The 26,800-nt window shown below is 59.5% G+C and carries 22 protein-coding genes and 1 pseudogene; 18 read left to right on the top strand and 5 right to left on the bottom strand.

Features of this window, described 5'->3' with window-relative positions:
• Positions 1-251 precede the first annotated feature (251 nt).
• The 8 genes from BS627_RS15965 to BS627_RS15925 all read left to right on the top strand — a co-directional run bounded on the left by BS627_RS15965 (position 252) and on the right by BS627_RS15925 (position 9,918).
• Positions 252-2,036, top strand: coding sequence for a methyl-accepting chemotaxis protein (locus BS627_RS15965; protein ID WP_077984171.1), 1,785 nt, complete (start codon positions 252-254; stop codon positions 2,034-2,036).
• Between the two features lie 325 nt (positions 2,037-2,361).
• Positions 2,362-3,255, top strand: coding sequence for a transglycosylase SLT domain-containing protein (locus BS627_RS15955; protein ID WP_077984170.1), 894 nt, complete (start codon positions 2,362-2,364; stop codon positions 3,253-3,255).
• Between the two features lie 309 nt (positions 3,256-3,564).
• On the top strand, positions 3,565-4,545 hold the full coding sequence (locus BS627_RS15950) for a 3'-5' exonuclease (protein WP_077984169.1): 981 nt from the start codon (positions 3,565-3,567) through the stop codon (positions 4,543-4,545).
• 182 nt (positions 4,546-4,727) lie between these two features.
• Positions 4,728-5,813 carry an ABC transporter ATP-binding protein gene (locus BS627_RS15945; protein ID WP_077984168.1) on the top strand — a complete coding sequence of 362 codons (1,086 nt, stop codon included), beginning with the start codon at positions 4,728-4,730 and terminating at the stop codon, positions 5,811-5,813.
• Positions 5,814-5,843: 30 nt separating this feature from the next.
• Entirely contained in the window at positions 5,844-7,133 is a 1,290-nt protein-coding gene (locus tag BS627_RS15940; protein WP_077984167.1) for an ABC transporter substrate-binding protein, read from the top strand.
• 235 nt (positions 7,134-7,368) lie between these two features.
• The gene (locus BS627_RS15935) at positions 7,369-8,280 is read left to right on the top strand and encodes an ABC transporter permease (protein ID WP_077984166.1); all 912 of its coding nucleotides are present in this window, start codon (positions 7,369-7,371) and stop codon (positions 8,278-8,280) included.
• Between the two features lie 4 nt (positions 8,281-8,284).
• On the top strand, positions 8,285-9,103 hold the full coding sequence (locus BS627_RS15930) for an ABC transporter permease (protein ID WP_077984165.1): 819 nt from the start codon (positions 8,285-8,287) through the stop codon (positions 9,101-9,103).
• Positions 9,104-9,114: 11 nt separating this feature from the next.
• Positions 9,115-9,918, top strand: a complete 804-nt coding sequence (locus BS627_RS15925) for an aspartate/glutamate racemase family protein (RefSeq protein ID WP_077984164.1) — start codon at positions 9,115-9,117, stop codon at positions 9,916-9,918.
• Here the strand turns inward: BS627_RS15925 and BS627_RS15920 are convergent.
• Positions 9,810-10,703, bottom strand: coding sequence for a hypothetical protein (locus BS627_RS15920; protein ID WP_077984163.1), 894 nt, complete (start codon positions 10,701-10,703; stop codon positions 9,810-9,812). The two genes, BS627_RS15925 and BS627_RS15920, sit on opposite strands and share 109 nt — an antisense overlap.
• A gap of 573 nt (positions 10,704-11,276) precedes the next feature.
• On the opposite strand from BS627_RS15920, the gene BS627_RS15915 reads away from it, so the two are divergent.
• The 5 genes from BS627_RS15915 (at position 11,277) to chrA (ending at position 16,872) form a co-directional block, all read left to right on the top strand.
• Positions 11,277-12,179 (top strand): hypothetical protein, encoded by a 903-nt coding sequence (locus BS627_RS15915; protein WP_077984162.1) that lies wholly within the window; start codon positions 11,277-11,279, stop codon positions 12,177-12,179.
• Between the two features lie 51 nt (positions 12,180-12,230).
• Positions 12,231-14,099, top strand: coding sequence for a tyrosyl-tRNA deacylase (locus tag BS627_RS15910; protein WP_077984353.1), 1,869 nt, complete (start codon positions 12,231-12,233; stop codon positions 14,097-14,099).
• A gap of 219 nt (positions 14,100-14,318) precedes the next feature.
• A complete protein-coding gene (locus tag BS627_RS15905) occupies positions 14,319-14,861 on the top strand; it encodes a papain-like cysteine protease family protein (protein ID WP_077984161.1) in 543 nt (180 codons plus the stop codon).
• 109 nt (positions 14,862-14,970) lie between these two features.
• Positions 14,971-15,477, top strand: coding sequence for a hypothetical protein (locus BS627_RS15900; RefSeq protein WP_245307150.1), 507 nt, complete (start codon positions 14,971-14,973; stop codon positions 15,475-15,477).
• Between the two features lie 165 nt (positions 15,478-15,642).
• Positions 15,643-16,872, top strand: a complete 1,230-nt coding sequence (gene chrA / locus BS627_RS15895) for a chromate efflux transporter (RefSeq protein WP_077984352.1) — start codon at positions 15,643-15,645, stop codon at positions 16,870-16,872.
• Between the two features lie 9 nt (positions 16,873-16,881).
• On the opposite strand, the gene BS627_RS15890 is transcribed toward chrA, so the two are convergent.
• Positions 16,882-17,760 (bottom strand): LysR family transcriptional regulator, encoded by an 879-nt coding sequence (locus tag BS627_RS15890; RefSeq protein WP_077984159.1) that lies wholly within the window; start codon positions 17,758-17,760, stop codon positions 16,882-16,884.
• Between the two features lie 133 nt (positions 17,761-17,893).
• On the opposite strand from BS627_RS15890, the gene ampC reads away from it, so the two are divergent.
• Together ampC and BS627_RS15880 are read left to right on the top strand one after the other, a co-directional pair.
• A complete protein-coding gene (gene ampC / locus BS627_RS15885) occupies positions 17,894-19,051 on the top strand; it encodes a class C beta-lactamase (protein ID WP_077984158.1) in 1,158 nt (385 codons plus the stop codon).
• Positions 19,052-19,298: 247 nt separating this feature from the next.
• The gene (locus BS627_RS15880) at positions 19,299-20,621 is read left to right on the top strand and encodes a solute carrier family 23 protein (protein ID WP_077984157.1); all 1,323 of its coding nucleotides are present in this window, start codon (positions 19,299-19,301) and stop codon (positions 20,619-20,621) included.
• Between the two features lie 108 nt (positions 20,622-20,729).
• Here the strand turns inward: BS627_RS15880 and BS627_RS15875 are convergent, their stop codons facing one another.
• Positions 20,730-21,623: an SDR family oxidoreductase gene (locus BS627_RS15875; RefSeq protein ID WP_077984156.1), complete on the bottom strand. Its 894-nt coding sequence runs from the start codon at positions 21,621-21,623 to the stop codon at positions 20,730-20,732.
• Positions 21,624-21,729: 106 nt separating this feature from the next.
• Here BS627_RS15875 and BS627_RS15870 point away from each other — a divergent pair, with 106 nt between their 5' ends.
• A complete protein-coding gene (locus BS627_RS15870; RefSeq protein ID WP_077984155.1) occupies positions 21,730-22,548 on the top strand; it encodes a helix-turn-helix transcriptional regulator in 819 nt (272 codons plus the stop codon).
• A gap of 221 nt (positions 22,549-22,769) precedes the next feature.
• On the opposite strand, the gene BS627_RS15860 is transcribed toward BS627_RS15870, so the two are convergent.
• Positions 22,770-23,930, bottom strand: a complete 1,161-nt coding sequence (locus tag BS627_RS15860; RefSeq protein WP_165691274.1) for a citrate/2-methylcitrate synthase — start codon at positions 23,928-23,930, stop codon at positions 22,770-22,772.
• A 116-nt stretch (positions 23,931-24,046) separates the two neighbouring features.
• Between BS627_RS15860 and BS627_RS15855 the strand changes: the two genes are divergently transcribed.
• Positions 24,047-25,144: a citrate synthase/methylcitrate synthase gene (locus tag BS627_RS15855; protein ID WP_077984350.1), complete on the top strand. Its 1,098-nt coding sequence runs from the start codon at positions 24,047-24,049 to the stop codon at positions 25,142-25,144.
• Positions 25,145-25,452: 308 nt separating this feature from the next.
• The gene (locus tag BS627_RS15850; protein WP_077984153.1) at positions 25,453-26,541 is read left to right on the top strand and encodes a hypothetical protein; all 1,089 of its coding nucleotides are present in this window, start codon (positions 25,453-25,455) and stop codon (positions 26,539-26,541) included.
• A 99-nt stretch (positions 26,542-26,640) separates the two neighbouring features.
• On the opposite strand, the pseudogene BS627_RS24245 reads toward BS627_RS15850, so the two are convergent.
• Positions 26,641-26,800: pseudogene (locus BS627_RS24245) on the bottom strand (MFS transporter); the annotation flags it as partial.

The following is a 26,800-nucleotide window of genomic DNA, read 5'->3' as shown; positions in this document are numbered from 1 at the left end:
TCGCCCTCGTGCCGGCACGTAAATGCGCCGGCAATTGCCGGTTCCCCATTCGGTATAGAATGCGGCCAAGTCTTGAACGTTCCAAAAAAGAACGGCGGCAAGGGAACATCGACAGACACCACTCTGCCACGGTTTCCGCAACCGCAGATGACGAACATCAAATTTATCCTTAAATATTATTTAAGAATGTAATAATAATATTCACGAATGATTTTGAATAGAAATCATCCCTTTCTAATGGAGGACTGCGCGTGAGTATTCTTGATCGTGGTGCCAATGCTTTTGCGGTTCTTGCCGCGCTTTCCAAATCCCAGGCCATCATTGAATTCGACCTTTCGGGAAAAATTCTCAACGCCAACGAGAATTTCTGTCGGGCGCTCGGTTACGAGCTTTCGGAAATCCTCGGCAGGCACCACAGCATGTTCGTGGAACCTGCGGTCGTGTCTTCTGAGGATTACAGGGCCTTCTGGTCCAAGCTTTCGGCCGGTCAGTTCGATCAGCGGCAATATAAGCGCATCGGCAAGGGCGGCCGGGAAGTCTGGATCGAGGCGTCCTACAATCCGGTGTTTCGTCGCGGCAAGCCGGTGAAAGTGGTCAAGATCGCCACCGAGATTACCGACCGCAAACTGAAGGCGGCGGAAGACGCGGGCAAGATCGACGCCCTGTCTCGGGCGCAAGCCATCATTGAATTCTCCCCGAACGGCGAGGTTTTGACCGCAAACGAGAATTTTCTGGCCGCGCTCGGTTATTCGCTGGCGGAGGTGCAGGGCAGGCACCATTCCATGTTCTGCGAACCGGCCTATACGCAGTCGCCGCAATATAAGCAGTTCTGGGAAAGGCTGGCCGGCGGCGATCTCGTGGCGGACGAGTTCATGCGGCTTGGCAAGGGCGGCCGCAAGGTCTTCATCCAGGCGTCCTATAACCCGATCTTCGATCTCAACGGCAAGGTGTTCAAGGTCGTCAAATTCGCGACTGACGTGACCGGCCGCGTCGAGAATGTCGAAAAGCTGGCGCAGTGCCTCACCGATCTGGCCGAGGGCGATCTTGCCCAGAACATCGACAAGCCCTTCATCCCCTCGCTTGATAGATTGCGCACGGATTTCAACGCGGCTTCGGAAAAGCTGAAAAGGGCCATGACGCTGGTGTCTGAAAATGCAGGCGCCATTTCTTCCGGTTCCAACGAGATCAGGTCTGCTGCCGACGATCTCGCCAGACGCACGGAGCAGCAGGCCGCCTCCATCGAAGAAACGGCAGCTGCACTGGAGGAAATCACCACCGCCGTCAACGATTCCAGCCGCCGCGCCGAAGAGGCTGGCAAGATCGTCGCCCGCGCCCGTGACCACGCGGAACATTCGGGCCAGGTGGTGCGCGATGCGATCGGGGCCATGGACCAGATCGAAAAATCATCGCGTGAAATCTCCAATATTATCGGCGTGATCGACGAAATCGCCTTCCAGACCAATCTTCTGGCATTGAATGCAGGCGTGGAGGCCGCCCGTGCCGGTGAGGCGGGCAAGGGTTTTGCCGTGGTTGCCCAGGAGGTTCGCGAACTCGCGCAGCGTTCGGCAACGGCTGCCAAGGAAATCAAGAGCCTGATTAATGCCTCCGGGGCGCAGGTGGAGAACGGTGTCGGCCTTGTCACCAGGGCCGGCTCGGCCCTGCAGGAGATCGCCGAGCAGGTGCGTGACATCAACACCAATGTCGTCGCGATTGTCGATGCCGCGCGCGAACAGTCCACGGCGCTTGCGGAAATCAATCAGGCGGTCAACACTGTGGATCAGGGCACCCAGCAGAACGCCGCCATGGTCGAGGAGCAGACCGCCGCAAGCCACAGCCTTGCGCGGGAAGCGGCGGCGCTGTTCGAACTTCTCGGGCAATTCCGGTTCGAGGACATGGCCCGATCCTCCGCCTCAGCGCGCAGTGGCTTCGAGCAGCAATCCGCGCCGGCGAGCTCGCATCGCAGCGCATCCCGCCCGCTTGCGGCGCGCGGTTCCGCCGCGGTTGCCGTAAAGCAGGAGGAGTGGCAGGACTTTTAGGGTGAGGCCTCAGCAAGCCGAGCCAATCACGCCCACGTCATCCTCGGGCTTGTCCCGAGGATCTGCAACGTATTGATTTTATTCGACGTGATTAGATCCTCGGCACAGGGCCGAGGATGACGTCGAGAGAAAGTTGACCCTCCACTATTGACTTAAAAGGGGCTGCCCGCAGTCCTCGCCCCATCCGATCACGCCAGTCCATTGGAAGTTCGATACGTGATGACAAGCCGGAAAGCTGGGCATATCTTCCGGATTGGCCGATAATCGGCACATCGTGTCTGGAGTTTTCGGGGACTTTCGCTTGGCAGGGATATCGACAAGCCGCATGGCTCTTGCCCTGTGTCTGCTGACCGCAGCCTTTGGGGCGGCGCAAGCCGAAGAGCCCGCCAGGGAAAAAACCGCCTGCGCTTATACCCATGATGTCGCGCCGGATTTGTGCATCAATGCCGACAGTTACAATAACGATCTTTGCCATGCCATTGAGGTTCTCGCCGTCCGCCATGCCGTTCCGCCGGATTATTTCGCCCGGCTGATCTGGCGAGAAAGCCTGTTCCGGGCGAGTGCGGTCAGTCCGAAGGGGGCGGAGGGCATTGCCCAGTTCATGCCGGGAACGGCGCAGATGCGCGGTCTCGAAGACAGTTTCAACATCATCGCCGCGCTTGAGGCATCTTCCCGATATCTCTCCGAATTGAACGTGCAGTTCGGCAATTTCGGCCTTGCCGCCGCAGCTTACAATGCGGGGGAGGCGGGCTTGCGGAACTTCATCGCCAACGGCCGCCTGCCCACCGAAACCCGCGATTATGTGTTCGCGATCACCGGTTATCCGGTGGAGACATGGAAGGACAATCCACCGGAAAAGGCTGCACCGGCGCTGGATGACAACCGTTCCTTTCTCGATGCCTGCGTGCGTCTCGCCGACACCCGCACCATGAAAGATCCCGTTCTCATTGCATCGGCTGACTGGGCGCCCTGGGGCGTGCAGCTTGCGGCGCATTATAATCCGGCCGTGGCGAACCGGCTTTTCACCCGGGCGATCCTGCAGCTTTCCGAGCCGCTGAATGCCGAGCGGGCTTTGATCGTGCGGCAGCGGGGCGGCAATTTCGGTTCGCGGCCGCGTTATGCCGCCCGCATCGGCCGGGAAACCAGAGCTGAAGCCAACGCGCTTTGTGGCGATATCCGGCGGGCGGGCGTTCCCTGCACCGTGTTCCGCAACAGGTAAAAACTGCGCGCGCTGGACCGGTAAATCGGCTTCCCGCGAAGGGGCTGATCATAACAAGTTGATCGGCTTCAGCACCAGGACGACCGAGATCATCGGCAATTGCGGCAATTGCGCGGATAGTCTCAATCGTCCGGCGTCGTGAGGCGGGCCGTTATAGCCGTCCCGGTCGCCAGATATCTCAAAGCGAAATCGCGACTGTCTGCCTATCCCGTTTCTGTGGATGAGGCTCAGTGCGGTTGTTACTGTGAGCCCGTGCGCATATGTTGGAATACTCAATCTTGATTTCCGGGCAAGGCGGACAGGCGCATAATGACCTCCCAGTTGGATTTTTTCTCTCCCGCGGCAGCGCGGCTTCCGCAGGCTGAAAGAGGGCGAAAAGCGGGTGGTCGCGAAACGACCCAAAAGACCGCTACGGACGATGAGGCCCTTGCTGCTTATCTTGAATCCACCGGTAATTATCGTATCCTGCGCCGGTTGCAGCCGCGCGCGGTCATCGATCGGCCAAGGCCGGAATTCGCCCGTCAGGGCGTGATCCTCGATACGGAAACGACGGGCCTCGACCATCGGACCGACGAGATCATCGAAATCGGCGTCATCACCTTCACATTCGACGATAACGGCACAATCGGCGATGTCACCGGCATCTATGGCGGGTTGCGGCAGCCTGGTATCGCCATTCCCGAAGAAATCACCCGTCTGACCGGGATCACCGACGAGATGGTGGCGGGGCAGTCGATAGACATGGGCCGGCTGACCGCCCTCATTGCCCATGCCGATCTGATCATCGCCCACAATGCCGGTTTCGACCGCCCCTTTTGCGAGGCTTTCTCGCCGATCTTCCGCGACAAGGCATGGGCCTGCTCCGTTTCGGAAATTGACTGGCGCGCGCGTGGTTTCGAGGGCAACAAACTCGGTTATCTGATCGGGCAATCCGGCTATTTCCACGACGGCCATCGTGCCGTGGACGATTGTTTCGCCCTGCTGGAAGTGCTGGAGCAGACGCGCCCTGGCCAGAGTAGAACGCCGTTTGCAGAACTCCATGAGGCGAGCCTGCGCTCAAGGGTGCGCCTCTACGCGGAAAACAGCCCGTTCGACATGAAGGATCATCTGAAAAAGCGGGGCTATCGCTGGTCCGACGGTTCCGATGGACGGCCGAAATCCTGGTGGGTCGAACTGCCGGAGGAAAAGCTCGAAGAGGAACTGCATTTCCTGCGGACCGAAATTTACCGCTGGGATGCCGATCCTACGGTCAAATATCTCACCGCTTTCGACCGGTTCAAGGCCGGGTGAAGCGCGGGGCGTTTCGGATTTTTGGATTGCATACAATTTCTGCAATGAATCGAAAACAATCGACGTAAAATTGGGCAAGTCCGGGCAAAGCTTTCCGGACCGCAGAAGAATATCATTTTACATCAAAGGCTAAGCCGATTGGCACGCCTCCTGCATGACAAAGACGTCGCAGGAGAGTGTTTATGAGCAAAGCCGCAGCAATCGACATCGCGTCCGTATCCAAGATTTACGGCAACACCACCGCCGTGCATGCGATAAGCCTCAAAATACCGGCCGGGAGCTATTGCTGCCTGCTTGGGCCGTCGGGCTGCGGCAAGACCTCGACGCTCAGAATGATCGCCGGCCACGAAAGCATCTCCAGCGGTGACATCAGGCTCGGCAATGCGGTCGTCACCGATCTGCCACCCGCCCGGCGCGGTACGGCCATGATGTTCCAGTCCTACGCGCTGTTTCCGCATCTCGATCTCGTCGACAATGTCGCTTTCAGCCTCAAGATGAAGGGTGTGGACAAGGAAACCCGACGGGCCAAGGCGCTCGATATGCTGCGGCTGATGCAGCTCGAACCCTATGCCAGCCGCCGTCCGGCCCAGCTTTCCGGCGGGCAGCAGCAGCGGGTGGCGCTGGCGCGTGCGTTGATTACCGATCCCGAGGCGCTGCTTCTGGACGAGCCGCTTTCGGCGCTGGACCCGTTCCTCAAGATCCGTATGCGCGCCGAGCTGAAGAAACTGCAGACCTCGCTCGGCATCACCTTCGTGCATGTCACCCACAGCCAGGAAGAGGCCATGGCGCTTGCCGATATCGTCGTCGTCATGAATGACGGCCGCATCGAACAGGCGGCCACGCCGCGCGAGGTGTTCGAGCGTCCGGCCACCGCCTTCGTCGCCCGCTTCATGGGCGACCACAACGTCATTTCCGGGCGCTACCGGGAAAAATCGGGAGACCTCGTCACGCTCGAAGTGGCGGGCGGCGGTACTTTCACGGCAGGCGGCGTCGCCTCGGATGAGGGCGCGGTCGATATCGCCGTGCGCACCGACCGCGTGCGCGTGGGTGAGGCGCAACAGCCGGGCCTCGGTTTCACCGGCATCGTCTCGAACGTCGAATATCGCGGCGCAAGCGTGAAGATCGCCGTGACGGGCGCAGGCATCGAGGATTTCAACGTGATCCTCAGCGATGCCGCCTTTTTCGAGAATCCGGTCAGGACCGGCGACGCCATACCGCTTTCATGGAATGCGGCCGATGCCATCGTGCTCGGCCGGGTAGAGAAGTGACCCCAAAAATAACCAGAGGAGAACTTTGAAATGACCGATACCACCAAAAGCAAGAAGGGCCTGTCCCGCCGCGGCCTCCTGAAGGCGGGCGCGGCCGCCACGGGTGCGGCGATCGGCTCCGGCCTCATCACCGGCTTCCCGACCATCTGGGCACAGAACCCGATTACTATCCGCCAGTTCGGCACCGGCGTCTCCAACCTCAATGCCATTGCCGAGAAGTGCAAGGCAGACCTCGGCATCACGCTCGAAATGACGGCGACGGATTCCGACGCCGCCGCCCAGCGCGCCGTCACCCAGCCGAACTCCTACGATATCGCCGATATCGAATACTGGATCCTCAAGAAGGTCTATCCGGCCGGCGTCATTCAGCCGATGGAAATCAAGAAGCTGAAATATTACGACAAGATCGTGCCGCTGTTCAAAAACGGCAAGCTGAAGCCGGACAGCGTGGTCGCGCAGGGTACCGCGCCGCACACGGTCGGTTTCGTTGAAAAGCCCGGCGACAAGACATTCGCGAAGGGCGAGACCGATTATTTCACCATGGTTCCCACCATCTACAATGCCGATACGCTCGGCATCCGTCCCGATCTTGTCGGTCGCGATATCACCAGCTGGGCCGATATCATGGACCCGAAGTTCAAGGGCAAGACCTCCATTCTCAACATCCCCTCCATCGGCATCATGGATGCGGCGATGATCATGGAAGCCATGGGCAACATCAAATATGCCGACAAGGGCAACATGACGAAGGAGGAGATCGACAAGACCATCGAATTCCTCATCAAGGCCAAAAAGGACGGCCAGTTCCGCGCCTTCTGGAAGAGCTTCGATGAAAGCGTCAACCTCATGGCCTCGGGTGAAGTCATCATCCAGTCCATGTGGTCGCCGGCCGTTGCCGCCGTCCGCTCCAAGGGTATCGCCTGCAAATACCAGCCGCTGAAGGAGGGCTATCGTTCCTGGGGCGGAGGTCTGGGTCTCGCCAAGCACCTGTCCGGCGCGAAGCTCGACGCAGCCTATGAATATATCAACTGGTACACCTCCGGCTGGGTCGGCGCCTATCTCAATCGTCAGGGTTATTATTCCGCCGCCATGGATACGGCGAAAGAACACATGTCGGCCGACGAGTGGGGTTACTGGGTGGAAGGCAAGCCGGCGCAGGGCGACATCATCGCGCCCGACGGCAAGGTCATGGAAAAGGCCGGTGCAGTGCGCGACGGCGGCTCTTTCGAGGAGCGCATGGGCAAGGTGGCGTGCTGGAACTCCGTCATGGATGAAGACCGCTACATGGTCCGCCGCTGGAACGAGTTCATCGCTGCCTAGTACCCGAAACAGACAAGATCGGTGGCGTTGGCCGCCGGTCTTGACAGCAACAGAGCCTCTAAACGCGACGTCATCCTCGGGCTTGACCCGAGGATCTAACGACCCACCACATCAAACGTGGTTGGATCCTCGGGACAAGCCCAAGGATGACGTCGCGTTTGAAGAGAACTTTGCCTGACACACTACCCGGTGCGAAAGCCGCCGGGCTTCTGCAAATACAGCGAAAGGCTTCACCATGGTGACGGTCAGACTCATTGGCGTCAGTGAAAAAAAGGACAAGCCGCCCCGCAGCTTTGCCCTGCCGCAGAAGCTTGTGTCCTATATTCAGTCCCTGCCACTTTTGCTGATCCTCGGCTTTTTCCTGGCTCTTCCGATCCTGATGATCGCCATCGTCAGCTTCTGGGACTACGACTTCGCCCAGATGTATCCCGATTTCGTCACCTTCAATTATAGCGAAACGTTAGGGTCCTGGGTCACCTGGCAGACCTATCTCAATACCCTGAAATATGCCGCCATGGTCTGGGCGATCACGCTTTTCTGCGGTTTCTGGGTGGCGTACTTCCTTGCGTTCCACATTCGCACCACCACCATGCAGATGGTGTTGTTCCTTGTCTGCACCGTGCCGTTCCTGACTTCGAACATCATCCGCATGATTTCATGGATTCCCGTTCTCGGGCGAAACGGTCTTGTTAACAGCGCATTGGTGGGTTCCGGCATCATTCCCGAGCCGATCGAATGGCTGCTTTATTCGGATTTCGCCGTGGTGCTGGCCATGGTGCATCTTTATACGCTGTTCATGGTCACGCCGATTTTCAACACGCTGATGCGTATCGATAAATCGCTGATCGAGGCGGCGCGTGATGCGGGCGCGACCGGCTGGCAGACACTCACCAACGTCATCATTCCTCTTGCCAAGCCCGGTATGGCCATCGGCAGCATCTTCGTCGTCACCCTAGTCATGGCGGATTTCTCCACGGTTCAGGTCATGTCCGGCGGACAGAGCGCCTCGGTGGCGCTGATGATGAAGAACCAGATGTCGCTGCTGCAATATCCGGCCGCTGCGGCGAACGCCGTCATCCTGCTCATCCTCGTTCTTCTGATGGTCGCGGGCATCCTGCGCATCGTCGATATCCGCAAGGAGCTTTGATCCCATGCATCAGGAAAAACGCGGCCGCGACTTCTACATCCTCGCCTTCTTTTTCGTCCTCTTCGTGCTGTTTCTATACGGCCCGCTGTCGGCCATCCTCATCCTCGCCTTTCAGGGGCCGAATGGCGGCCTGACTTTCCCGCTGAACGGCGTTTCGCTGCACTGGTTCGGCAATCTCTTCGAACAGCAGGCCGTCGGAGATTTCGGGGGCTCCTTCCGGCGCTCATTCGCACTTGGCCTGATGGTCATGGCCGTTACCGTGCTGGTCTCGCTGCTGGCGGGCCTTGCCTTCCGGCGCAAATTCATCGGCGCGACGCCGCTATTTTATCTGTCGGTCGCAAGCCTCGTGGTGCCGTCGATCATCATATCGCTTGGTATTGGTGTTCTATTCCAGCAGCTTGGGCTGGAACCTTCATGGTATACATCAGCTTTCGGCGCGCATCTCACCTGGACGCTGCCCTTCGGCGTTCTCATCATGCTCGCCGTCTTCAACCGGTTTTCGCCGTCCTATGAGGAAGCGGCCCGGGATCTCGGCGCTTCCTCCTGGCAGACCTTTGCTCATGTGGTGCTGCCGATGATCGCGCCGAGCCTGATCGGCGTCGGCCTTTTCGGATTTACGCTTTCTTATGACGAGTTCGCCCGCACATTGATGACGTCAGGCACTTACAACACGCTGCCGCTGGAAATCTACGGCATGACCACCAATGTCACAACGCCGGTGCTTTACGCGCTCGGTGCTGTAACAACCCTGTTTTCTTTCCTCGTGATCGCGGCCACGCTCGGCCTGATCGTCACGCTCAATCGCCGCCGTTCACGCGGATAAAGAAACGTCAAATGCGCATTCTCGTCATCAATCCCAACACCACGCAATCCATGACCGCGACCATTGCCGACGCCGCGATGCGTATAGCCGGCCGCGATACGGACATATTGGCCGTCACCTCCTCCATGGGGCCTGTCTCCATCGAAGGTTATTACGACGAGGTTTTCGCCGTGCCCGGCCTGTTGCTGGAGCTGGCAAAGGCGCCGACGCTTGGAGCCGACGCCGCGATCATCGCCTGTTTCGACGATACCGGGCTCGATGCGGCCCGCGCGCTCGCCGATATTCCGGTTATCGGCATCTGCGAGGCGGCGGTCTCCGCTACCGCCTTCATCGCGCAGAAATTCACCATCGTTACGACGATGGAGCGCTCGCGGCTGCCGCTGGAACATCTCGTCCATCGTTATGGCATGTCCGCCCGCTGCAATGTGCGCGCCGCCGATATTCCTGTCCTGTCGCTGGAAGATCCCGCCTCGAACGCCCGTGAAAGGCTGCGCGCGGAAATCGCGCTGGCCCTGAAAGAGGACAGGGCGGAGGCGATCGTGCTCGGCTGCGCCGGCATGGCGGATCTTGCCGCCGAACTCCGCGATGAGTTCGGTGTGCCGGTTGTCGATGGCGTCGCGGCGGCCGTCAAGCAGGCGGAATCGCTGGTGTCGATGGGGTTGTCCACCGCCAAGCGCGGCGCTTATGCCACGCCGCTCGCCAAGCCCTATCGCGGCTTGCTGGAGCCATTCCAGCCGGACAGGCTCTCGGGGGCATCCGCGGACAGTGGAGACGTTCTCACTGCCTCCGTCCATAAAACGACGAAGGCGAGCTGATAGGCCAGATCGCGCTGGACGTTCTGCAATGCCAGCTCGCTCAGAACTATTCTGGGTCCGTTTCTTTTCAAGATTTTCAACCGTTCGGCCCTGGCGAGTATGGCCGTGACATGAGCACGGCTGACCCCATAGGCGCGCGCCGTCGCCTTGCGGGAGAACACGCAACCTGTCGCATCGCACGCGTCCGCTTTCGCTGCGGACAGCAGGTCCAGCAAGATCAGGAAACCCGGCGCATGCCCAAGAAACATCCGCACTTCCTCTGAGAGAAAAGGCAAATCCTGCGCGTGCCGCAGAAGCCAGCTCACACCGTCGACAAGCACGCCGGTTCCGATGGCTTCCTCCGCAGGCGTTTCCGTTGCCGGGAGGGTTTGCCACGGCGAGGCCGCGACGCGATAGGTGCTGGCAAGCGTCTCGATGGCCGAAATAATCCAGCCGTTTAGCGACCATGGCCGCTCGCGGTTATCGTCGCCGGGCGGGTGACGCTGCGCGGTATTTTCCAGCTCCAGCCAGTCGATCAACGCCCGTGTCCTGCGGCTGGAAGCCCAGCCACGCGGAACGACGACTGCCTGCACCGCCGCCAGCGTAAATTGCCCGCCATGGACCGATGCGATGCCCACCGCGCACATGACAGTGGCGAATGCGCCGAAATCTCCAAGCGCGCGGACGAGGCGCTGCTCCTTTTTGAAGGCGGTCGATATGTGGCTGCAAAGATGGGCGACGGCATCACCGAAGGCATCGTCGTTCAGGATTCGGTTCGCAAGTAAGCCCAGCCTCTCTCGAAGCATGTCCGGCCGAGGTCGGGCGAAGTCCCTTTTCGGGTGCGTCTTTGAAGTTGGGGCGCCTGCTTTTCCGGATACCTTTCTCCCGTGGTTTTTTGTTATTCGCTACTTTATGGCGAATTCGAAAGCGTGAGTTCTGTTCGCTGACAACGGCCGCTTGGGGCAGGGGTGACAGCCGAAAGGTTCCGCTCCGGAAGATGCGTGCATTTTGTTGCACTCCCCCGAGGCTCTGTTGCGGGGTATTAAGAAATACTCTCATAAATTGAATGTTAAGGAGCGCGTTAAAATGTGTTCCCTTTTGAGACGGTTTGCGAGAGTGACGCTGAAAATGAAGTTATCGACTGTTTTTATTGCATAAATTAGTGAAGTCGTGGATGCGAAATCTTTTGTCTATTTGCCATGAATACAATCTTTGATGGTTGCTTTTTAGGCGTTGACGACATCGTGAAAGATACATCCGAAACCACATGACACCCGAATGTTACTGCCATGTCTCTGGCGCGTTCGGCAGCGATGCCGGGCGGCGCGTAGAGCCCTTCATGCCCTTTATTCATCCCCGATTCTTCAGAGGAGGTTGAAATGATTCAACTTAAGCATGTTGTTTTTGCAGGCCTTGCGGCCTTCGCAATGAATTTCGATATCCCGTCCATGGGCCAGCCGACCCTTGCGAACGCGGCGACCCTCACCGCCGAGCAGACGGCGGCTTTCCAGTCGAAACTGGAACAGGCGGAAGCGAGCCGCGAGCTGCTCGGCCGTCGATCCGCGTGCCTGATGGAACATCTGACGGCGCAACAGCAGCTCAGCGTTGACCGCGAGAAGGCGCTGGGGCAGGCCATGTACCTGCAGATCGAACTGGAGCGGCAGGTGGTGCAGTCCGAAACCAGCGTGAAGGGCTACGAGGAGCTGGTCCAGTCCGAGAGCGAGAACGTCAGGGCGCGTCAGGCCACCTTCGAAAAAGCCCGGAAGGAAATGGACGAGCAGGCCAAGCGAGTAAAAATATGCAGCGGCGTCCTCTTCTTCCTGCCGGGAATTTGCCAAGCCGGTGACGCGGCGGTCAAGGCGCTGGGCTGGATGAATGATGCGGAGAGGGAATACCGCACCGCGCGGCCGCGTCTGGACAATGCCCGGGCGGCTCTTGAAGGCGTTCGCAACCAGCTCGAAAACAATCGCCGCCAGCTTGCGGCGGCACAGCAGAGCCACGCGGAAAACCAGAAGGCGGTGAAAACTCTGGAGGAGCAGATCACCAGGCTCAAGGCGGCAATCTCTACCATCAACGTCAAGGTTCAGGACTTCAACATTCAGGTCGCCAACTTCACCAGTGCTCTGAAGGAAGCGAGCGAGGTCAATCCTGACGACGCGAAAATACGTCAGGTTACGCGGCTGTCGACCGAGATCGACGGCCTGACCAAAGACGTGCCGCAGTTCATTTCCTCCACCGAGGCCGGGCTGCCTGACGACGCGAAGAAACAATGCGGATCGTGAACGATCACCCCCAATGACTCTCCGCAACCACCCATCAACAGGAGCATGAAAATGAACAATGTCGTGACTTTCGAGAGCCGGACCGCCCAGATCAACAGCGCAATCGACGCCGGCGTCGATGCGATCGTTTCGCAACCGAATTTCAGCCTTCCCAAGTCTGATACGGCGCTTGTCCGGTCCTATGTCGATAAGATCCAGGGAACCTATGATGTCGAGCGCGCCAAGCGCGACACCGACAATGCGATCGATCTGCTTTACATCGCCTATAACACCACGCCGCAGGAAAACGGCGATATTCGCGTCCGCATCAGCGCTATCATGAACAGGCTGATCACGTCGCAGCAGAAAAGCGAAATAGTCATGAAGAACGCGATGGCGGCGGCGACCCGTATCGGCCTGTCCATCGCCGATCTTTTCCCGGACTGGCTCGATGTCAGGGAAGAAAACGATCAGGCCGAAATCAAGGCATTCGTCTCCAACGATCTGATAAAGCTCGCAACGGGCATCCGGGATAGGGCGCTCAGCGTTCGAGACGAGCTTCTGGCCCTTGCTGCGACCTACGACGCCATCATCAGGGACACGGCGCAAACCACGGATATGAGCGAAACGGCCTTGAGCAAACGCCTCGCCGATAAAGCGGTGATGGAACGGGAAATCCGGGAGGCGGACGCACGACGGGAACAGCTTGAATCGCTTGTCAACGATCTCAAGGAACAGGTTTCGGCATTCGAAAAGAAGGCCCGGGAATATGAGCAGCGGGCCAATACGGCGGAGCAGCGTGCTTTTGTCATGTCGATCGTCCGGGTCGGCGCGCAGATGATTTCAAGCGCAATTCCCGCCATTGCCATGGTGGCAGGCGGTCCCGCCTCCATGCTGGCCTCGTCGGTTGGCGGCGCGCTTTCGGGACAATCCAAGGCCGGACAGGATGCGGACGGGCAGGGCCAGGGTGGCGGCTCCCGCACCCCGTCAGGCGGCGGAAGCAAGGCCGATGCGGCCGCCAAGCAGAGCGAGCTTTCCGAAAAGAAAGCCGAGCTTCGCAAGAGCGAGGAAAAACGCGACGCTCTGAAGGGAGATGTCAAGTCGCTCGAGGACGCCAAGGCGAAGCTTGCGGACGACGCGGAAAGCGCCGACCCCAAATCGAGCAAGGCCATCGAGCTTGCCGAACTCGATAAACGTCTGGCTGCACGCGCCGCGGAACTCAAGGCGCAGGAAGAAAAGATCGCCGCTCAGCAAACGGTTATTTCCAGTCTGCAGGCCTCGCTCGATGCTTTGGACAAGGGGCTGGGCAAGCTTTCCGAAGAGCAGCAGCAGCAGGCTGCCAGCCTGCGCGAAATCCAGATGCAGATGATCGACAAGGCGGAGGCCTATGAGAAGGAGCGCCGTACCCAGGCGGCAGAACTCATCAGGATCAACGCCCTCCTGAAGGGAAAGCAGGCAGAGGATGACAAGATCAAGCTTGCGGTGCAATCGCTCAATGTCAGCATTTCGGCGCTGAAACGCATGAAGGAAATCGTTGAAGAAATCGCCTTCTTCTTCAAGGGCTTCGCCGATTTCATGCAAGCGGTCGCAGATGATGCCCAGCATCAGATCACCGGCATTGAAAATGTCGCCGGGCAGGAGACGCTGCGAAAGAACCGCTTCGCGCAGCTCATCCGCTCCGTCGACGAGTTCTTCGTCAGGCAAACCGCCCAGTGGCACGCGGTGGTTATCGTCTCCGACCGCTTCAATCGCAGCTTTGCCGAAGGATGGTCGAAGCTGAACAAGTTGCAGGGCGGATATATCAAAAGTGACGATCTGCCGGCCTATCTGGCGGGTGTCGCGGAGAAGCTCTCGGCCATCGTCGCCGAACGCGAGGCCGCCGCGGACGCAAAAATCGCGTCGTTGCAGGCCTATCGTCAGGATCTGAGCAAGACCGCCTGATCCCTTGAGACCCTGCCGTTCCTTTTCCGGCTCGGCAGAAACGCATCCATGATCTCAGCCGGAATCGTCCCCCTCGGGCATGGGATCATGGGCAATGTCCTGCCGGCGCAGATGCCGGCAGGACGGCCGCCGAAACTTCGACATTCACCAAATCAACGACAGGCATCCGGCCGCCATCGAAGTGCCTCATGCCACGTCATTTTCAGAAAGGAGAAGACCATGCCGACAGTCAATAACCCTCCCGTTTTGGTGCCTCAGGACACCCCCGCCTGGTGCTTTGCCGCCGTCGAGCAGATGGTGCGGGCCTATTACGGGCTTCCCGCCGCCACCCAATACGAGATTGCAAGGCGCAACACCGAGGCGCTTGCGAGCGTCGATCCGCAGGTTCAGGAGCGCTGGGAGCTGGCGCAGGTTCTGGATCAATCCGCCGGCATCGATGAGCAGGGCGGTGCCAATGCAAACAGCAATGTCGTCAAGCTGGTTTCCAGCCAGTGGAACGCCTTCGATCACACCACGACAAGCGGCCACTTCGTCAATGGCCTGACAGCCGATACCGTCAGACACGAGATCGATAACAACCGCGTCTTCGTGATCGGAACGGAATACCACTATTACCTCGTCTACGGCTACACCGTGAACGGCAAGAATCTCGAACTTCATATTCTCGATCCATGGCCGGCAGGGCGAGGCGGCGCCAGAACCCGCATCGGCTTGCAGGAATTTCTGGCAATGCCGGCCCGCGTCGCCATCGTCTTCGGTTAGGCCGGCAAACCGACTGCATTTCCCTCGATTGCCGGAGATATCCGGCGCCCCAATAACACAAAATCCCACCATGCGCTCCTGCACGTCGACGTCCGGGAACAGGTGGCCCATGTCCCAAAAGGAGATACACATGCCAATTCTCAGCAATTTCGTCGTCAAGCATATTCGGCCCTTCGGCGAAGCGGGCTATGATGCTTTTAGCAACAATGCGCAGACCATCGAATTCTTCTCAAGCCTTGGGCTCGGCACAGGGGATATCGCCAATATCTTCGCCGCATGGCGCCTGGCGGCCCTGGCCGATCCCGTCGGCGAGAGCAATCTTCTCGTTGCGGCAGCGAATGCGCTGGCGCAGGCGCGATGGGAATATCTCTATGAGACGCAGATGAGCACGGTGCTTTTTCTCGACGATGTCCAGCTCGAATCCCTAAGCCATCTCGAGCCCGGGGCGAACCGCAACTTTTCGTGGCGATCCCCGACCCCCATCGCCGCCGCGGTGACTATTCATAACGGCAGCAACAGGCATCACATCATCTGGGAGGCAACGGGTTTTTCCGGCGGCACCGATGAAAATGGCTGGATCTCGCACTTCGCCGACCTGTTGCCGACCGAGCGATAGGCCCTTCGCTGGATAATCGCCAAACGACGCCGGAACGTTATCTCAACGTTCCGGCGTCGATGCGGCCAGCCCCTTCATATCCCTGTCATAATGGTATCTGATACCGAAACCGTTTTGAGGCTGATATGTGTTGACGACTAGCCGTTGCACGCAGGGAGTTCTTTGGTGAAATCGTCAACGCGAAGCATAGAGACCGAAGTGCACGGCCAGAGACACGGCACGCCCGGCGAGGTTTTCGCGGCATTCCTGAAGCTCGGCGTCACCTCCTTCGGCGGCCCCATCGCCCATCTCGGTTACTTTCGCGATGAGCTCGTCGTGCGGCGCAAATGGATCGATGAGGCCGGTTATGCCGATCTCGTGGCGCTCTGCCAGTTTCTTCCCGGTCCCGCCTCCAGCCAGGTGGGGTTTGCGCTCGGACTGCGGCGGGCAGGTCCGCTCGGTGCGCTGGCGGCCTGGACGGCTTTTACCCTGCCATCCGCCATTTTTCTGTTTTTCTTCGCCATGGTCGCCGCCTCCATCGAAGGGCCGGTCGGCACCGGCCTCCTGCATGGGCTGAAAATCGTCGCCGTTGCCGTCGTGGCGCAGGCGGTCTGGGGCATGGCAAAAAGCCTTGCGCCGGATCGTGAGCGGGCCAGCATCGCGCTTGCTGGCATCGTCTGCGTCGTGTTTGTCGCCGGCGCCTTCGGGCAGATCCTGGCGCTTGCCGTCGGCGCGCTCGCCGGGCTTGTCTTCTGTCGTGCCGATGCCGCGCGTCAGGCCACCCATCTCGCCTTCCGGGTGCCGAAAAGTGCGGGATACATTGCGCTCGCCACCTTTGCCCTGCTTCTTGGCCTCCTGCCGCTCTTTGCGGCCGTCGCGGCTTCACAAGGCCTCTCCTTGTTCGATGCCTTTTATCGCGCCGGCGCGCTGGTTTTCGGCGGCGGCCATGTGGTGCTGCCGCTGCTGCAATCGGAAGTCGTCGCCACGGGCTGGGTTCCGGAAAATGCCTTCATCGCCGGTTATGGCGCAACCCAGGCCGTGCCCGGTCCGCTCTTCACCTTCGCTGCCTATCTCGGTGCGGTGGTGGGGCCGCAGCCCAACGGTGTTACAGGCGCGGCGATCGCCCTTGTTGCGATCTTCCTGCCCGGCATGTTGCTGCTCGTCGGCGCGCTGCCCTTCTGGGAAGGGTTCCGCAAACACCTTCTGGCGCAGGCCGCCATGCGCGGCGCAAATGCCGCCGTCGTCGGCATTCTCGGTGCGGCACTTTACGATCCGGTGTGGACAAGCGCGATCTTCACGCCGAAGGATTTTACCCTTGCGCTCACCGGCTTCATCCTGCTGACGGTGTGGAAAACGCCGCCATGGGCCGTGGTCCTGCTCTGCGCGTCAGGCGGCGTTCTGCTTGCCTTAATGTGATAGGGCCGATCACGCAGCACTGATGGTCTCGAACAGCCAGTCGGAAAAGGCCTGCATGGCGGGTGTAGGCGGTTTCGATTGCAGCCGGGTCAGCCAGTAGCTCCCGAGCGAAATGGTAACCGGAAAAGGCTGTATGATCGCGCCGGAGGCCAGATGCCGCGAAAACATCGATGGCGGCGCCAGCGCCACGCCCAGCCCCTGAAGCGCGGCCTCCATCATGCCCAGAGACGTGTCGAAGACGATACCGGCATTCACCTGTGCCGCAGGTATGACGCCGGCCGCCGCAAACCAGTTGCTCCATTCATCTGCTCGGTAGCTGCGCAACAGCGTCGCTTCCATCAGATCGGCCGGCTTTTTCAGTGTCTCCGCCAGTTTCGGCGTGCAAAGCGGTGAAAGTGGCGCCTCGAACAATCGGAAGGCATCCGTGCCATGCCAGGATCCCTGGCCGAAGCGAATGGCGAAATCCAGCCCTTCAGCCGCCATATCAACCCGGTTATTATTGGTGGAAACCCTGACATCGATGAAGGGATGCTGCTTTTGAAACGCCTTCAGCCGGGGCAGCAGCCAGCCCACGGCAAAGGTTCCCACAACACCCAGAAACAGCAATTCGCGCACCTGCCCGGCCTCGATCCGGTCAAGCGTCGTCGCCATCTGGTCGAAGGAGCTGGTTACCGTCGGCAGCAGGGCCTCGCCTTCGGCGGTAATCTTCAGGCCGCGCGGAAGCCGCTGAAAAAGCGAAACGCCAAGCCGCTTTTCCAGCCCTTTCACCTGCTGGCTCACAGCCGCCTGCGTCACACACAATTCGATGGCCGCGCGGGTGAAGCTCAGGTGTCGCGCCGATGCCTCAAAAGCCCGTAGGCCGTTCAGGGGGAGAAATTGCCGAACCATTCAAGACCTAGATTTTCTTGTGCCTCCTCCGAGATATCATGATTTGTTCGTGCAATGTAGGCCGGTTAAACGTCTTTCGCTGGGGATGGCAAACACGCCTAAAATCCACTCTAGGTTTTGGAGAACGCGAAAGATGAAACTCAACAGCAGACATGTCGCACTGGCGGCCTTGCTCTCGACGAGCCTGTTAACACAGGCTTTTGCCGCCGATGAGGCAAAGCTGAAAGCGATAACGGATGCCGCGATCAAACCGATCATGGAGAAAAACGGCATTCCGGGCCTTGCCGTTGGTATCAGTGTCGATGGTGAAAGCCACATCTTCACCTATGGCGTCATGTCCAAAAGCTCGGGCAAGCCGGTGACGGCGCAGACGCTTTTCGAACTCGGCTCCATTTCCAAAACTTTCACGGTTACCCTCAGCACCTATGCCGAAATGAATGGCCAGCTTTCGCTCTCGAGCAAGGTCGAAGATAATCTTCCGTCCATGAAGGGCAAGCCCTTCGGCGATGTCACGCTGATGCAACTCGGCACCCACACTGCCGGCGGCTTTCCGTTGCAGGTGCCGGATAACGTCAAGACGGAACAGCAGTTGCTGGCCTATCTCAAGGCCTGGAAACCCTCATACAAGCCAGGAACGCACAGAACCTACGCCAATCCCAGCATCGGAATGCTCGGATACATCACCGCAAAGGCCATGGGCCAAAGCTTCGATGACGCCATGAAAGATACACTCTTCCCCGCTCTGGGCCTGAAGAACACCTTCACCGTGGTGCCCGAGGCAAAGATGGCCGATTACGCGCAGGGCTATAAGCGAACGGGCGAGCCCGCCCGCGTGACCCCCGCCGTTCTCTCTTCGGAAGCCTACGGCGTCAAATCGACAGCGGCAGACATGATCCGCTTCGTCAATGCGAATATGGGACTGGAAAAGCTGGACGGAAAAATCCAGCAGGCGCTCACCAACACCCATACGGGATATTTCAGCGTCGGCGCCATGACGCAGGACATGGTCTGGGAGCAATATGCCCGTCCCGCGCAGCGGGAGACATTGCGAGAGCTGAATTCCGGTGCCCTGCTCAAGACTGTTCCGGTCTCTGAAATCTCGCCGCCCATGAAACCGCGTCAGGATGTCTTCATCAACAAGACCGGCTCCACCAATGGTTTCGGCGCTTATGTGGCGTTCATCCCAAAGCAGAAATTGGGCATCGTCATTCTGGCCAATAAAAACTACCCCAATGAGGAGCGGGTTTCTGCGGCCTATGAAATCCTGACGGCGCTTGAAAAAGCGCAATAACGCCGTCCACCCGATCTTTTACCGGCGCGGGAGCTGATTGTTTCCGCGCCGGAAGCAACAGTGGGAAACAGCCCATAGCCGATGACAGGGACAGGCAATCGCGTTAACGGAGAAAAAGATGCGCCGGCTGCCGATTCGATCTCGGACGGTGGGCGCAAATCATAAAAAGCAAATTTTCTTGCGCGGTTGCGAACTGAAACGGGAAGGCCCCGGGAGGCGCGTGCCGGCTGTTTGCCAGGGGGGCGATATGAGCGATACCGGTGGTTACTTTCCGCGCTGGAGACTGAAAACAGAAGGACGCATCCTGCCCGATGAGCGTCTGCCTGCGGGACAGACCGCGGTGCTTGGTCTTCAGCATGTCGTTGCGATGTTCGGTTCCACGGTTCTTGCTCCGCTAATCATGGGGTTCGATCCGAACGTCTCGATCCTGTTTTCAGGCATCTCGACACTGATCTTCTTCATCGCCGTTGGCGGACGTGTGCCAAGCTATCTCGGCTCGTCCTTTGCGTTCATCGGGCCGGTGCTCGTGGCAACGGGGGCAGCCGCCGGGGCAGTCAGTCCCAATATCGCGCTGGCGCTCGGCGGTATCATCGCTGCCGGGGTGCTTTATGCGTTGATCGGCGTCATCGTCATGATCGCCGGTCATAACTGGATCGAAAAGCTGATGCCGCCAGTGCTGACGGGCGCGATCGTTGCGGCGATCGGTCTTGTCCTCGCACCAATTGCGATCGCAAGCGCCTCTGGCTCGGGCCCGGGCAACCCCGATGGCGACCAGCTGTCGCGCTGGATTGCTATCCTGACGGTCACATCGGTCGGTGCGATTGCGGTCTATGCGCCCGGCATGGCGCGCCGTCTGCCCATTCTTCTCGGCGGTGCGATTGCCTATCTCGCCTATCTCGTGCTTGCCAACGGCTTTGGCCTCGGCAAGCCCGTCGATTTCTCCGGCGTGGCGGCCGCATCGTGGTTCGGATTACCGACATTCACCGCACCGGTGTTTTCAGGATCGGCGATTGCGCTGATCGCGCCGGTCGTCGTTATTCTCGTGGCGGAAAATCTTGGGCATATCAAGGCGATAGGCGCGATGACCGGGCAGAATCTCGATCGTTATCTCGGCCGCGCCTTTATCGGTGACGGCATCGCGACGATGTTTTCAGGCGCTTTCGGCGGCACCGGCATGACGACCTATGCCGAAAACATGGGCGTCATGGCGATAACCCGCATTTTCTCGACACTCGTCTTCATCGTTGCTGCACTGGTCGCCATCATTCTCGGCTTCTCGCCGAAATTCGGTGCGCTCATTCAGACCATACCGGGACCCGTCATCGGCGGCCTGTCTGTCGTGGTCTTCGGCCTGATCGCGGCGACCGCAGGGCGCATCTGGGTGGAAAACAAGGTGGATTTCTCCGAACCCCGCAACCTCATTACCGTGGGTATCGCTCTGGTGCTGGGCGCTGGCAACTTCAAGCTCAATGTCGCCGGCTTCACGCTGGATGGTATCGGCACGGCGACAATCGGAGCGATTGCCTTTTACCACCTGCTTGGCCTTGGCAGACCGGAATCGGGCAAATGATGTCCGTCACCTGAACGTTTTCCATTCATAAAGTCAGCATTGGTTTTCCGTTGCTGCCATGCTGCCTGTCTTCGCCATTCCCTATCGTGGGCGCCGGTCGGCCAATGCCTAGATCGCCGAATAATCCATGGCTCTGAGATCATCGAGCAGGCCCGGACCTTTCGGCGCCCAGCCCAGCTTTTCCCGTGTGAGGGCGCTGGAAGCCCTGAGATCCATGGAGGCAAACAGGGCAAACCAGCCGAAATGGCCGGCAGCCTCTTCTTTGCCTATTGATAGCAGCGGTAGCCCCAGCCCCTCTGCAACGATCCCGGCAACATCGCGAACCACAACGCCTTCTTCCGCCACGGCATTATATCGAGCACCGTGTTCGCCTCGAGCGAGCGCCATCACATAGAGTTTCGCCACATCATCGACATGACCGGCCGACCAGCGATTGCCGCCGTCCTCGACATAGGCGACGATGCCTTTGTCTCGCGACATCTCGATATAGGGCGAGATGAGGCCCTGCTTTACCGTGTCATGCACCTGCGGAAGTCTGATGACGCCGAGATTGACGCCAGCCTGCAATTGCTCCTGTCCCGCGAGTTCAGAGGCGATGCGCGGGTTGAAATGATGTGTATCGAACACATCTTCCCGCGCAGGTTCGCCATTGCCGGGATCGCCCATGCCGACCGCTGAGGTGATGAGCATTGGCCGGTCGGAGCCAGCCAATACGGTACCGATCGCAGCGATCACCCGGCGATCCTTTTCGCAATTGGCGGCGAAATTCGCAAAATCGTGATCGAATGCCGTGTGGATCACGGCATCGGCAGTTTCCGCACCCTGCGCTAGCCCTGCCGCATCTTCAAGCGTTGCAATATGTGCGGTGGCGCCGGCGGCCTCCAGCGCTCTTGCACCGACCTCCGAGCGGGTGAGGCCGACCACCTCATGGCCGTCCGCCAGCAGTTCACGAAGAATCCGCGAGCCGATGAACCCGGTCGCACCTGTCAGAAAAACACGCATAAAAATCTCCCGCGTTGACGGGAGAGGTGATCTCATGAAGAATTGTCCTGTTAAAGTAGTGACCTTATCATGGTATAATTCTCAACAGGCTGTGCCGGGGAATGCGATGACAGACAATGCGCTCAGTGCCTTCCTGCGTGATCGCCGTATGCGGCTTGATCCCGCGACGTTCGGTTTTGCCACCGGCCGCCGCCGCACACCGGGCCTGCGTCGGGAAGAGGTCGCTCAGCGCGCTAATATAAGCCCGACCTGGTATACCTGGCTGGAGCAGGGCCGGGGCGGTTCGCCCTCGGCGGATGTGCTGGATCGCATCGCCAAGGGATTGATGCTAACCGATCCCGAACGCGACCACCTGCATATACTGGCCTTCGGCCATCCGCCCGAGCCGCGTTACCGTCAACCCGAGACCATAACGCCCCGGCTGCAGGGTGTGCTTGACGCCATGCCCTTCAGCCCCGCCATCATCAGAACGGCGACATGGGACGTTCTTGCGTGGAACCGGGCCGCCGCCCTAATCCTTACCGATTACAGCAAACTGGCGAGGGAGAACCGCAATATTCTGCGCTTGATCTTCTCAAATGACCGGGTGCGCACCGCGCAGGAGGACTGGCGCAATGTTGCCCGTTATGTCGTCGGCGCATTCCGGGCGGACGCTGCGCGCGCTGGCGCTGGCGCCGACGTCCGGCAACTGGTCGATGAGCTCTCGGCGGCCAGCGCCGAATTCAAGGCCATGTGGGACGACAACGAGGTCACAAGCATGCATGAAGGGCTCAAGCGCCTTCACCATCCCGTTCTCGGAACGATTGAATTGGAGTTTTCAAGCTTTGCGGTGGAGGGGCGCGGGGATCTCAACATGATGGTCTATAATCCTGCCAACCCGGAAATGAGCGACCGGTTTCGCTCGTTCATTGCAAAATCTCATTGATCCCGTCTCGCCGTTCTATTCGCCATCGGGGCGGTTCAAATGCGCTCACACCCATTCGGTTTTCGGCATCCACCGCAACATAGTCTAGCGGTTCAGGCCAGCGCCGCGCGATATTTCCGAGCATTGGCCGCACATCGAAATCAAGCAGCACGGCATGTGCCAAAGTCGTTGCACGTTCAGGCCCGGAGGTGAATGCCGGCCATGCTGTGAAACCACAATGCCTATTGCCCCACATAGCGCGCGCGGGGCCGGATGAGTTTATCGTCCAGCTTCTGTTCCAGAGCATGGGCAATCCAGCCGGTGGTCCGTGCGATGGCGAAGAGCGCCAGGGCCGAGCCACGCGGCAGCCCGAGATTGCGACGCAGGCTCACCAGCGCTACATCGCAGGTCGGCAACTGCCCTGTGGTGTCGTTCATCACTCGCAGAAGCTCAGCACGCTTCACATCCGATGGAAGATGGGGCAGGAGGCCCGCGGCCCGTGGATCACCGTCCGGGTAAAGCGGATGGTGAAAGCCCGGTATGGCTTCGCCGCGTCGAAGCCGTTCATCAATCACCCGTTCCACATCATCACGCCGTTCCAGCTCATCGAACAGGAGCTCGACGAGGCTTGTCATGCCGCCATGCATGGGTCCGCTCAGCGCCGAAAGGCCTGCATTGAGACAAGCACCGAGCGAGGCGCCTGTGGAGGCGACAACGCGCGCAGCGAATGCGGAGGCATTCAACTCATGATCGGCCTGAAGCACGAGAGCGCGGCGGATGAGATCAGCGCCTGCCGCATCCGTCTTCCATACGTCAGCGAGAAACAGGTGAACCGGCTGCGTGCCCGGCTGGCCGAGGCTGCAGGCGCTGGCGACAGCTCGCAGCAGAACGGCGGCGCCGGACCAGAGACGATTGTTTTCGCGCCTCCACGCAGTTAGGCGGCCTGCTTCAACGAGAGGGAGAAGTGTTTGACACCGCTCCGTCAGCGGCAGGGTGCTGACGTAATCAAGGATCGGCTGTGGCCATGGGGCAGGTGCGGCTTTCATGTCATCGAAAGGGTTAGTCTCACCGCAATCCCACAGCAGACAGGCCACATCCTCCAGGGTCGCGGTTTGTGAAAGCACAAGCGCATCATGCCCCCGATAGCGCAGGCGTCCTTCCGTTATCTGCGTAATAGAGGACTCGAGAACCGGCAGCCCCCAGTCAAGCGCGGAAGCGGCAACCTGTCCGGGGCGTCGCCCAACGGTTTTCCTTTTCTTCAGCGCCTCGACATCATGGGTGCTGTAGAGCTTGCGACGCGGGTCACTTTCGGCTGCGCTCGTCTGGATCAAGCCACGGCTGACATAGGCATAAAGCGTTGCTCGGCTGATGCCGAGCTCGGAAGCCGCGCGGTCAGCGCTCATGTACTTGTCGTAAGGCTGCATTCCATATCTCATATTGATTATATCAATCAATATTGACCATATATATACGATGCCGCATCCTCAAGCGCATTCGTATTCAGATTGAGGAAAATTACATGTCCGCGATAGCAGCCTTGAGTGACAATAGGTCGGTGATCGGCCTCGATGATGTCGTCGCAGCCGAAACCATTCTCAGCCATGTGGACGGGACGGCTGGTGAACTGATTATTCGCGGGCACCATCTGTCAAGCCTGGCGGGCTGGTCTTTTGAACAGGTTCTGGAGCTTCTATGGGCAGAGCAAGTCCCCCAGCCTGCGACGGCGCAGGACATTCGTTCTCAGCTGGGTTCTGCCCGGCAGCGGGCTTTCCAGCTGATCCAGCCGCTTCCTGACCTGTCACATCTTTCTTCCATAGAGGGCCTGCGCTTCTTGCTGTCCGCGTTGCCTGATGATGAAACGACTGCGCACCACATCATGGCCGTTGCGGCGGCGCCGGTCTTTGCCGCGGTCATCATCCGCGACAGGCAAGGGCTTCCGCCGATTGCACCCGATATCACGCTCGGCCATTCAGCGGATTTTCTGCGAATGATTTCCGGCGTTCACCCTTCGCCGGAGAAGGTGCGCGCACTCGATACTTACCTCACGACGGTTTCCGATCATGGACTGAACGCCTCGACCTTTACGGCCCGCATTATTGCTTCGACAGACGCCGGAATGTTCTCAGCAGTGGTTGGTGGGCTGTGTGCGTTAAAGGGGCCTCTTCATGGTGGGGCGCCGGGTCCGGTGCTTGATATGCTGGATGCGATTGGCAGTGAGGCTGACATTCAAACATGGCTGGAGGATGCGCTTTCGCGCGGGGAGCGCCTCATGGGCTTTGGCCATCGGATCTATCGTGTCCGCGACCCTCGCGCCGACGTGCTGAAAGGCGCGGTGTCGGCTCTCAAGGATGGATCCAGCCGCATTGCCTTTGCCGGCAAAGTGGAGGCGGCGGCGCTGGCGCTCCTCAAGGAAAAGAAGCCGCTTCGGCCATTGCAGACAAATGTAGAGTTCTACACGGCCCTGGTGCTGGAGGCGTTGGGTTTTCCACGCGACAGCTTTACCAATGTCTTTGCCGCAGGTCGCATGGCAGGATGGACGGCGCATGTGCTGGAGCAGCAACGGACAGGGCGGCTCATTCGTCCGCAGTCCCGCTATGTCGGTCCATCGCCCGAGTGAGGCCTTTCGTCAGCAAAGATTGAGTGACGAAAGGCGGAACATCCCCTGATCTTTCACCCGTGCTCACATGGCGGTTTCGGGGTCGAATTTGTTCAAATCCTTCCGAGACAATGAGAAGTCCTGAAACTTTTTCGGGTGCGATGAGTTTAGTGCAGGAGCACTCGGCTCACGTTTCTCACTGCACATAATCACCGCTACGCGGAGGACTGATCGTCCTTTCGGAGGAGATACCGCATGAATTCCATCATCTATCTAGTTGGGCTCGTCGTCGTTGTCCTGTTCATTCTCTCACTGCTGGGGCTACGCTGATGGTTGATCCAACGGGTATCGAAACGAATCCAAACCGCAGCTATGTGGACTGGCCAGCGATCTTCGCCGGTGCCGTCATCTCTTCGGGCGCCATGGCAGTCCTCACCGCATTTGCGGGCGGCCTAGGCCTGAGTTCGATCTCGGCCGACGATGGCGGCGAGATCAGCACAGTCTGGCTCATCATAACCGCGCTCTTCGTCATCATTTCCATGGTCGGCTCCTACATGCTGGGTGGCTATATTGCCGGCCGCATGCGTCGGCCTGCCGGCGCTGCCGACAGGAACGAACTGACGGTCCGCGATGGTGTGAATGGCCTGGTCGTATGGGGGCTCGGAACGGTCGTCTCGGCATTTCTCGCGCTCGGCGTACTGTCCGGTGGCGCCAAAGCTGTTGGCAGCGTGGCGCAGACCGCCGTCGAGGCCACGGGTTCCGCAGTCGGCGGCGCCGTTCAGGGGGCTGGCCAAATGGCGGGCGGCATCATTTCCGGCGCTGGCAGTGCGGCCGGTGGTCTGGCGCAAGGAGCCGGTCAGGCTGCAGCGCCCAGCATTGAGCAAATGCTTCCGCAGGGCCTGAGAACTAACCCGATCGACTATTTCACGGATACGCTACTGAGGACCGATACGCCCGCCACCCCTGTGACGGGTGAACAGAGCGCCAGTGACTATCAGCGCCAGATTAGCGGCATTCTCGGCAATCTGATGGCAACAGGCGAGATATCTGATGCCGACAAAACATGGCTCGCCAATCAGGTCGCTGCCCGCACAAGCATCAGCCAGACCGATGCGCAAACGCGCGTGAACCAGACGGTTGAACGTGTGCAGGCCGTCAGGGCGGAAGCGCAGAAGAAGGTCGATGAAGCGCAGAAGCAGCTCGAGACCGTGAAGGCTGAGGCGCAGAAGGCATTGGACGATGCCAAGACCAAGGCTGCGGATGCCGCAGAAAAAGCACGCGTCGCTGGTATTCTGACAGCATTCCTGCTGGCCGCTTCCGCGCTCGTTTCCGCTGCGGCTGCCTATATCGGCGCAGTACACGGCGGTCGCCACAGAGACGAAGGCCGCATCTGGGGTGGGCTAGCCTACCGCAAGTAACCAGAGCGACGGCAAGAAAATCGGCTGTTCAAAAAAGTCCTGCCCGGACCACATTCCGGGCAGGACTTACGTTTTAGGCATCTGGCGTCACGGACAGGATCAATCACGACGCTGCAGCAGGGCCAGAGCGACCGTGGATGCGGCCAGTATCGCGGTCAGCGCCAGCGGCGCAGTGGCACCGTAGGAATCGACGATATAGCCGCCGAAGACCGCACCGATACTGATGGCCACCTGAAAGGAAACGACCATCAGGCTGCCT

Origin of the sequence: Agrobacterium salinitolerans, assembly GCF_002008225.1 — a bacterium.
Lineage (GTDB): Bacteria > Pseudomonadota > Alphaproteobacteria > Rhizobiales > Rhizobiaceae > Agrobacterium > Agrobacterium salinitolerans.
The sequence above is the reverse complement of the archived record's forward strand: the minus strand, read 5'-3'. Positions and strand labels throughout refer to the sequence as shown.

Bases quoted from the DNA above. Each gene is read 5' to 3' on its own strand.
- BS627_RS15955 (WP_077984170.1), top strand. From the start codon at position 2,362: ATGGCTCTTGCCCTGTGTCTGCTGACCGCAGCCTTTGGGGCGGCGCAA.
- BS627_RS15950 (WP_077984169.1), top strand. From the start codon at position 3,565: ATGACCTCCCAGTTGGATTTTTTCTCTCCCGCGGCAGCGCGGCTTCCG.
- BS627_RS15945 (WP_077984168.1), top strand. From the start codon at position 4,728: ATGAGCAAAGCCGCAGCAATCGACATCGCGTCCGTATCCAAGATTTAC.
- BS627_RS15940 (WP_077984167.1), top strand. From the start codon at position 5,844: ATGACCGATACCACCAAAAGCAAGAAGGGCCTGTCCCGCCGCGGCCTC.
- BS627_RS15935 (WP_077984166.1), top strand. From the start codon at position 7,369: ATGGTGACGGTCAGACTCATTGGCGTCAGTGAAAAAAAGGACAAGCCG.
- BS627_RS15930 (WP_077984165.1), top strand. From the start codon at position 8,285: ATGCATCAGGAAAAACGCGGCCGCGACTTCTACATCCTCGCCTTCTTT.
- BS627_RS15925 (WP_077984164.1), top strand. From the start codon at position 9,115: ATGCGCATTCTCGTCATCAATCCCAACACCACGCAATCCATGACCGCG.
- BS627_RS15920 (WP_077984163.1), bottom strand. From the start codon at position 10,703: ATGCTTCGAGAGAGGCTGGGCTTACTTGCGAACCGAATCCTGAACGAC.
- BS627_RS15915 (WP_077984162.1), top strand. From the start codon at position 11,277: ATGATTCAACTTAAGCATGTTGTTTTTGCAGGCCTTGCGGCCTTCGCA.
- BS627_RS15910 (WP_077984353.1), top strand. From the start codon at position 12,231: ATGAACAATGTCGTGACTTTCGAGAGCCGGACCGCCCAGATCAACAGC.
- BS627_RS15905 (WP_077984161.1), top strand. From the start codon at position 14,319: ATGCCGACAGTCAATAACCCTCCCGTTTTGGTGCCTCAGGACACCCCC.
- BS627_RS15900 (WP_245307150.1), top strand. From the start codon at position 14,971: ATGTCCCAAAAGGAGATACACATGCCAATTCTCAGCAATTTCGTCGTC.
- BS627_RS15890 (WP_077984159.1), bottom strand. From the start codon at position 17,760: ATGGTTCGGCAATTTCTCCCCCTGAACGGCCTACGGGCTTTTGAGGCA.
- ampC (WP_077984158.1), top strand. From the start codon at position 17,894: ATGAAACTCAACAGCAGACATGTCGCACTGGCGGCCTTGCTCTCGACG.
- BS627_RS15880 (WP_077984157.1), top strand. From the start codon at position 19,299: ATGAGCGATACCGGTGGTTACTTTCCGCGCTGGAGACTGAAAACAGAA.
- BS627_RS15875 (WP_077984156.1), bottom strand. From the start codon at position 21,623: ATGCGTGTTTTTCTGACAGGTGCGACCGGGTTCATCGGCTCGCGGATT.
- BS627_RS15870 (WP_077984155.1), top strand. From the start codon at position 21,730: ATGACAGACAATGCGCTCAGTGCCTTCCTGCGTGATCGCCGTATGCGG.
- BS627_RS15860 (WP_165691274.1), bottom strand. From the start codon at position 23,930: ATGAGCGCTGACCGCGCGGCTTCCGAGCTCGGCATCAGCCGAGCAACG.
- BS627_RS15855 (WP_077984350.1), top strand. From the start codon at position 24,047: ATGTCCGCGATAGCAGCCTTGAGTGACAATAGGTCGGTGATCGGCCTC.
- BS627_RS15850 (WP_077984153.1), top strand. From the start codon at position 25,453: ATGGTTGATCCAACGGGTATCGAAACGAATCCAAACCGCAGCTATGTG.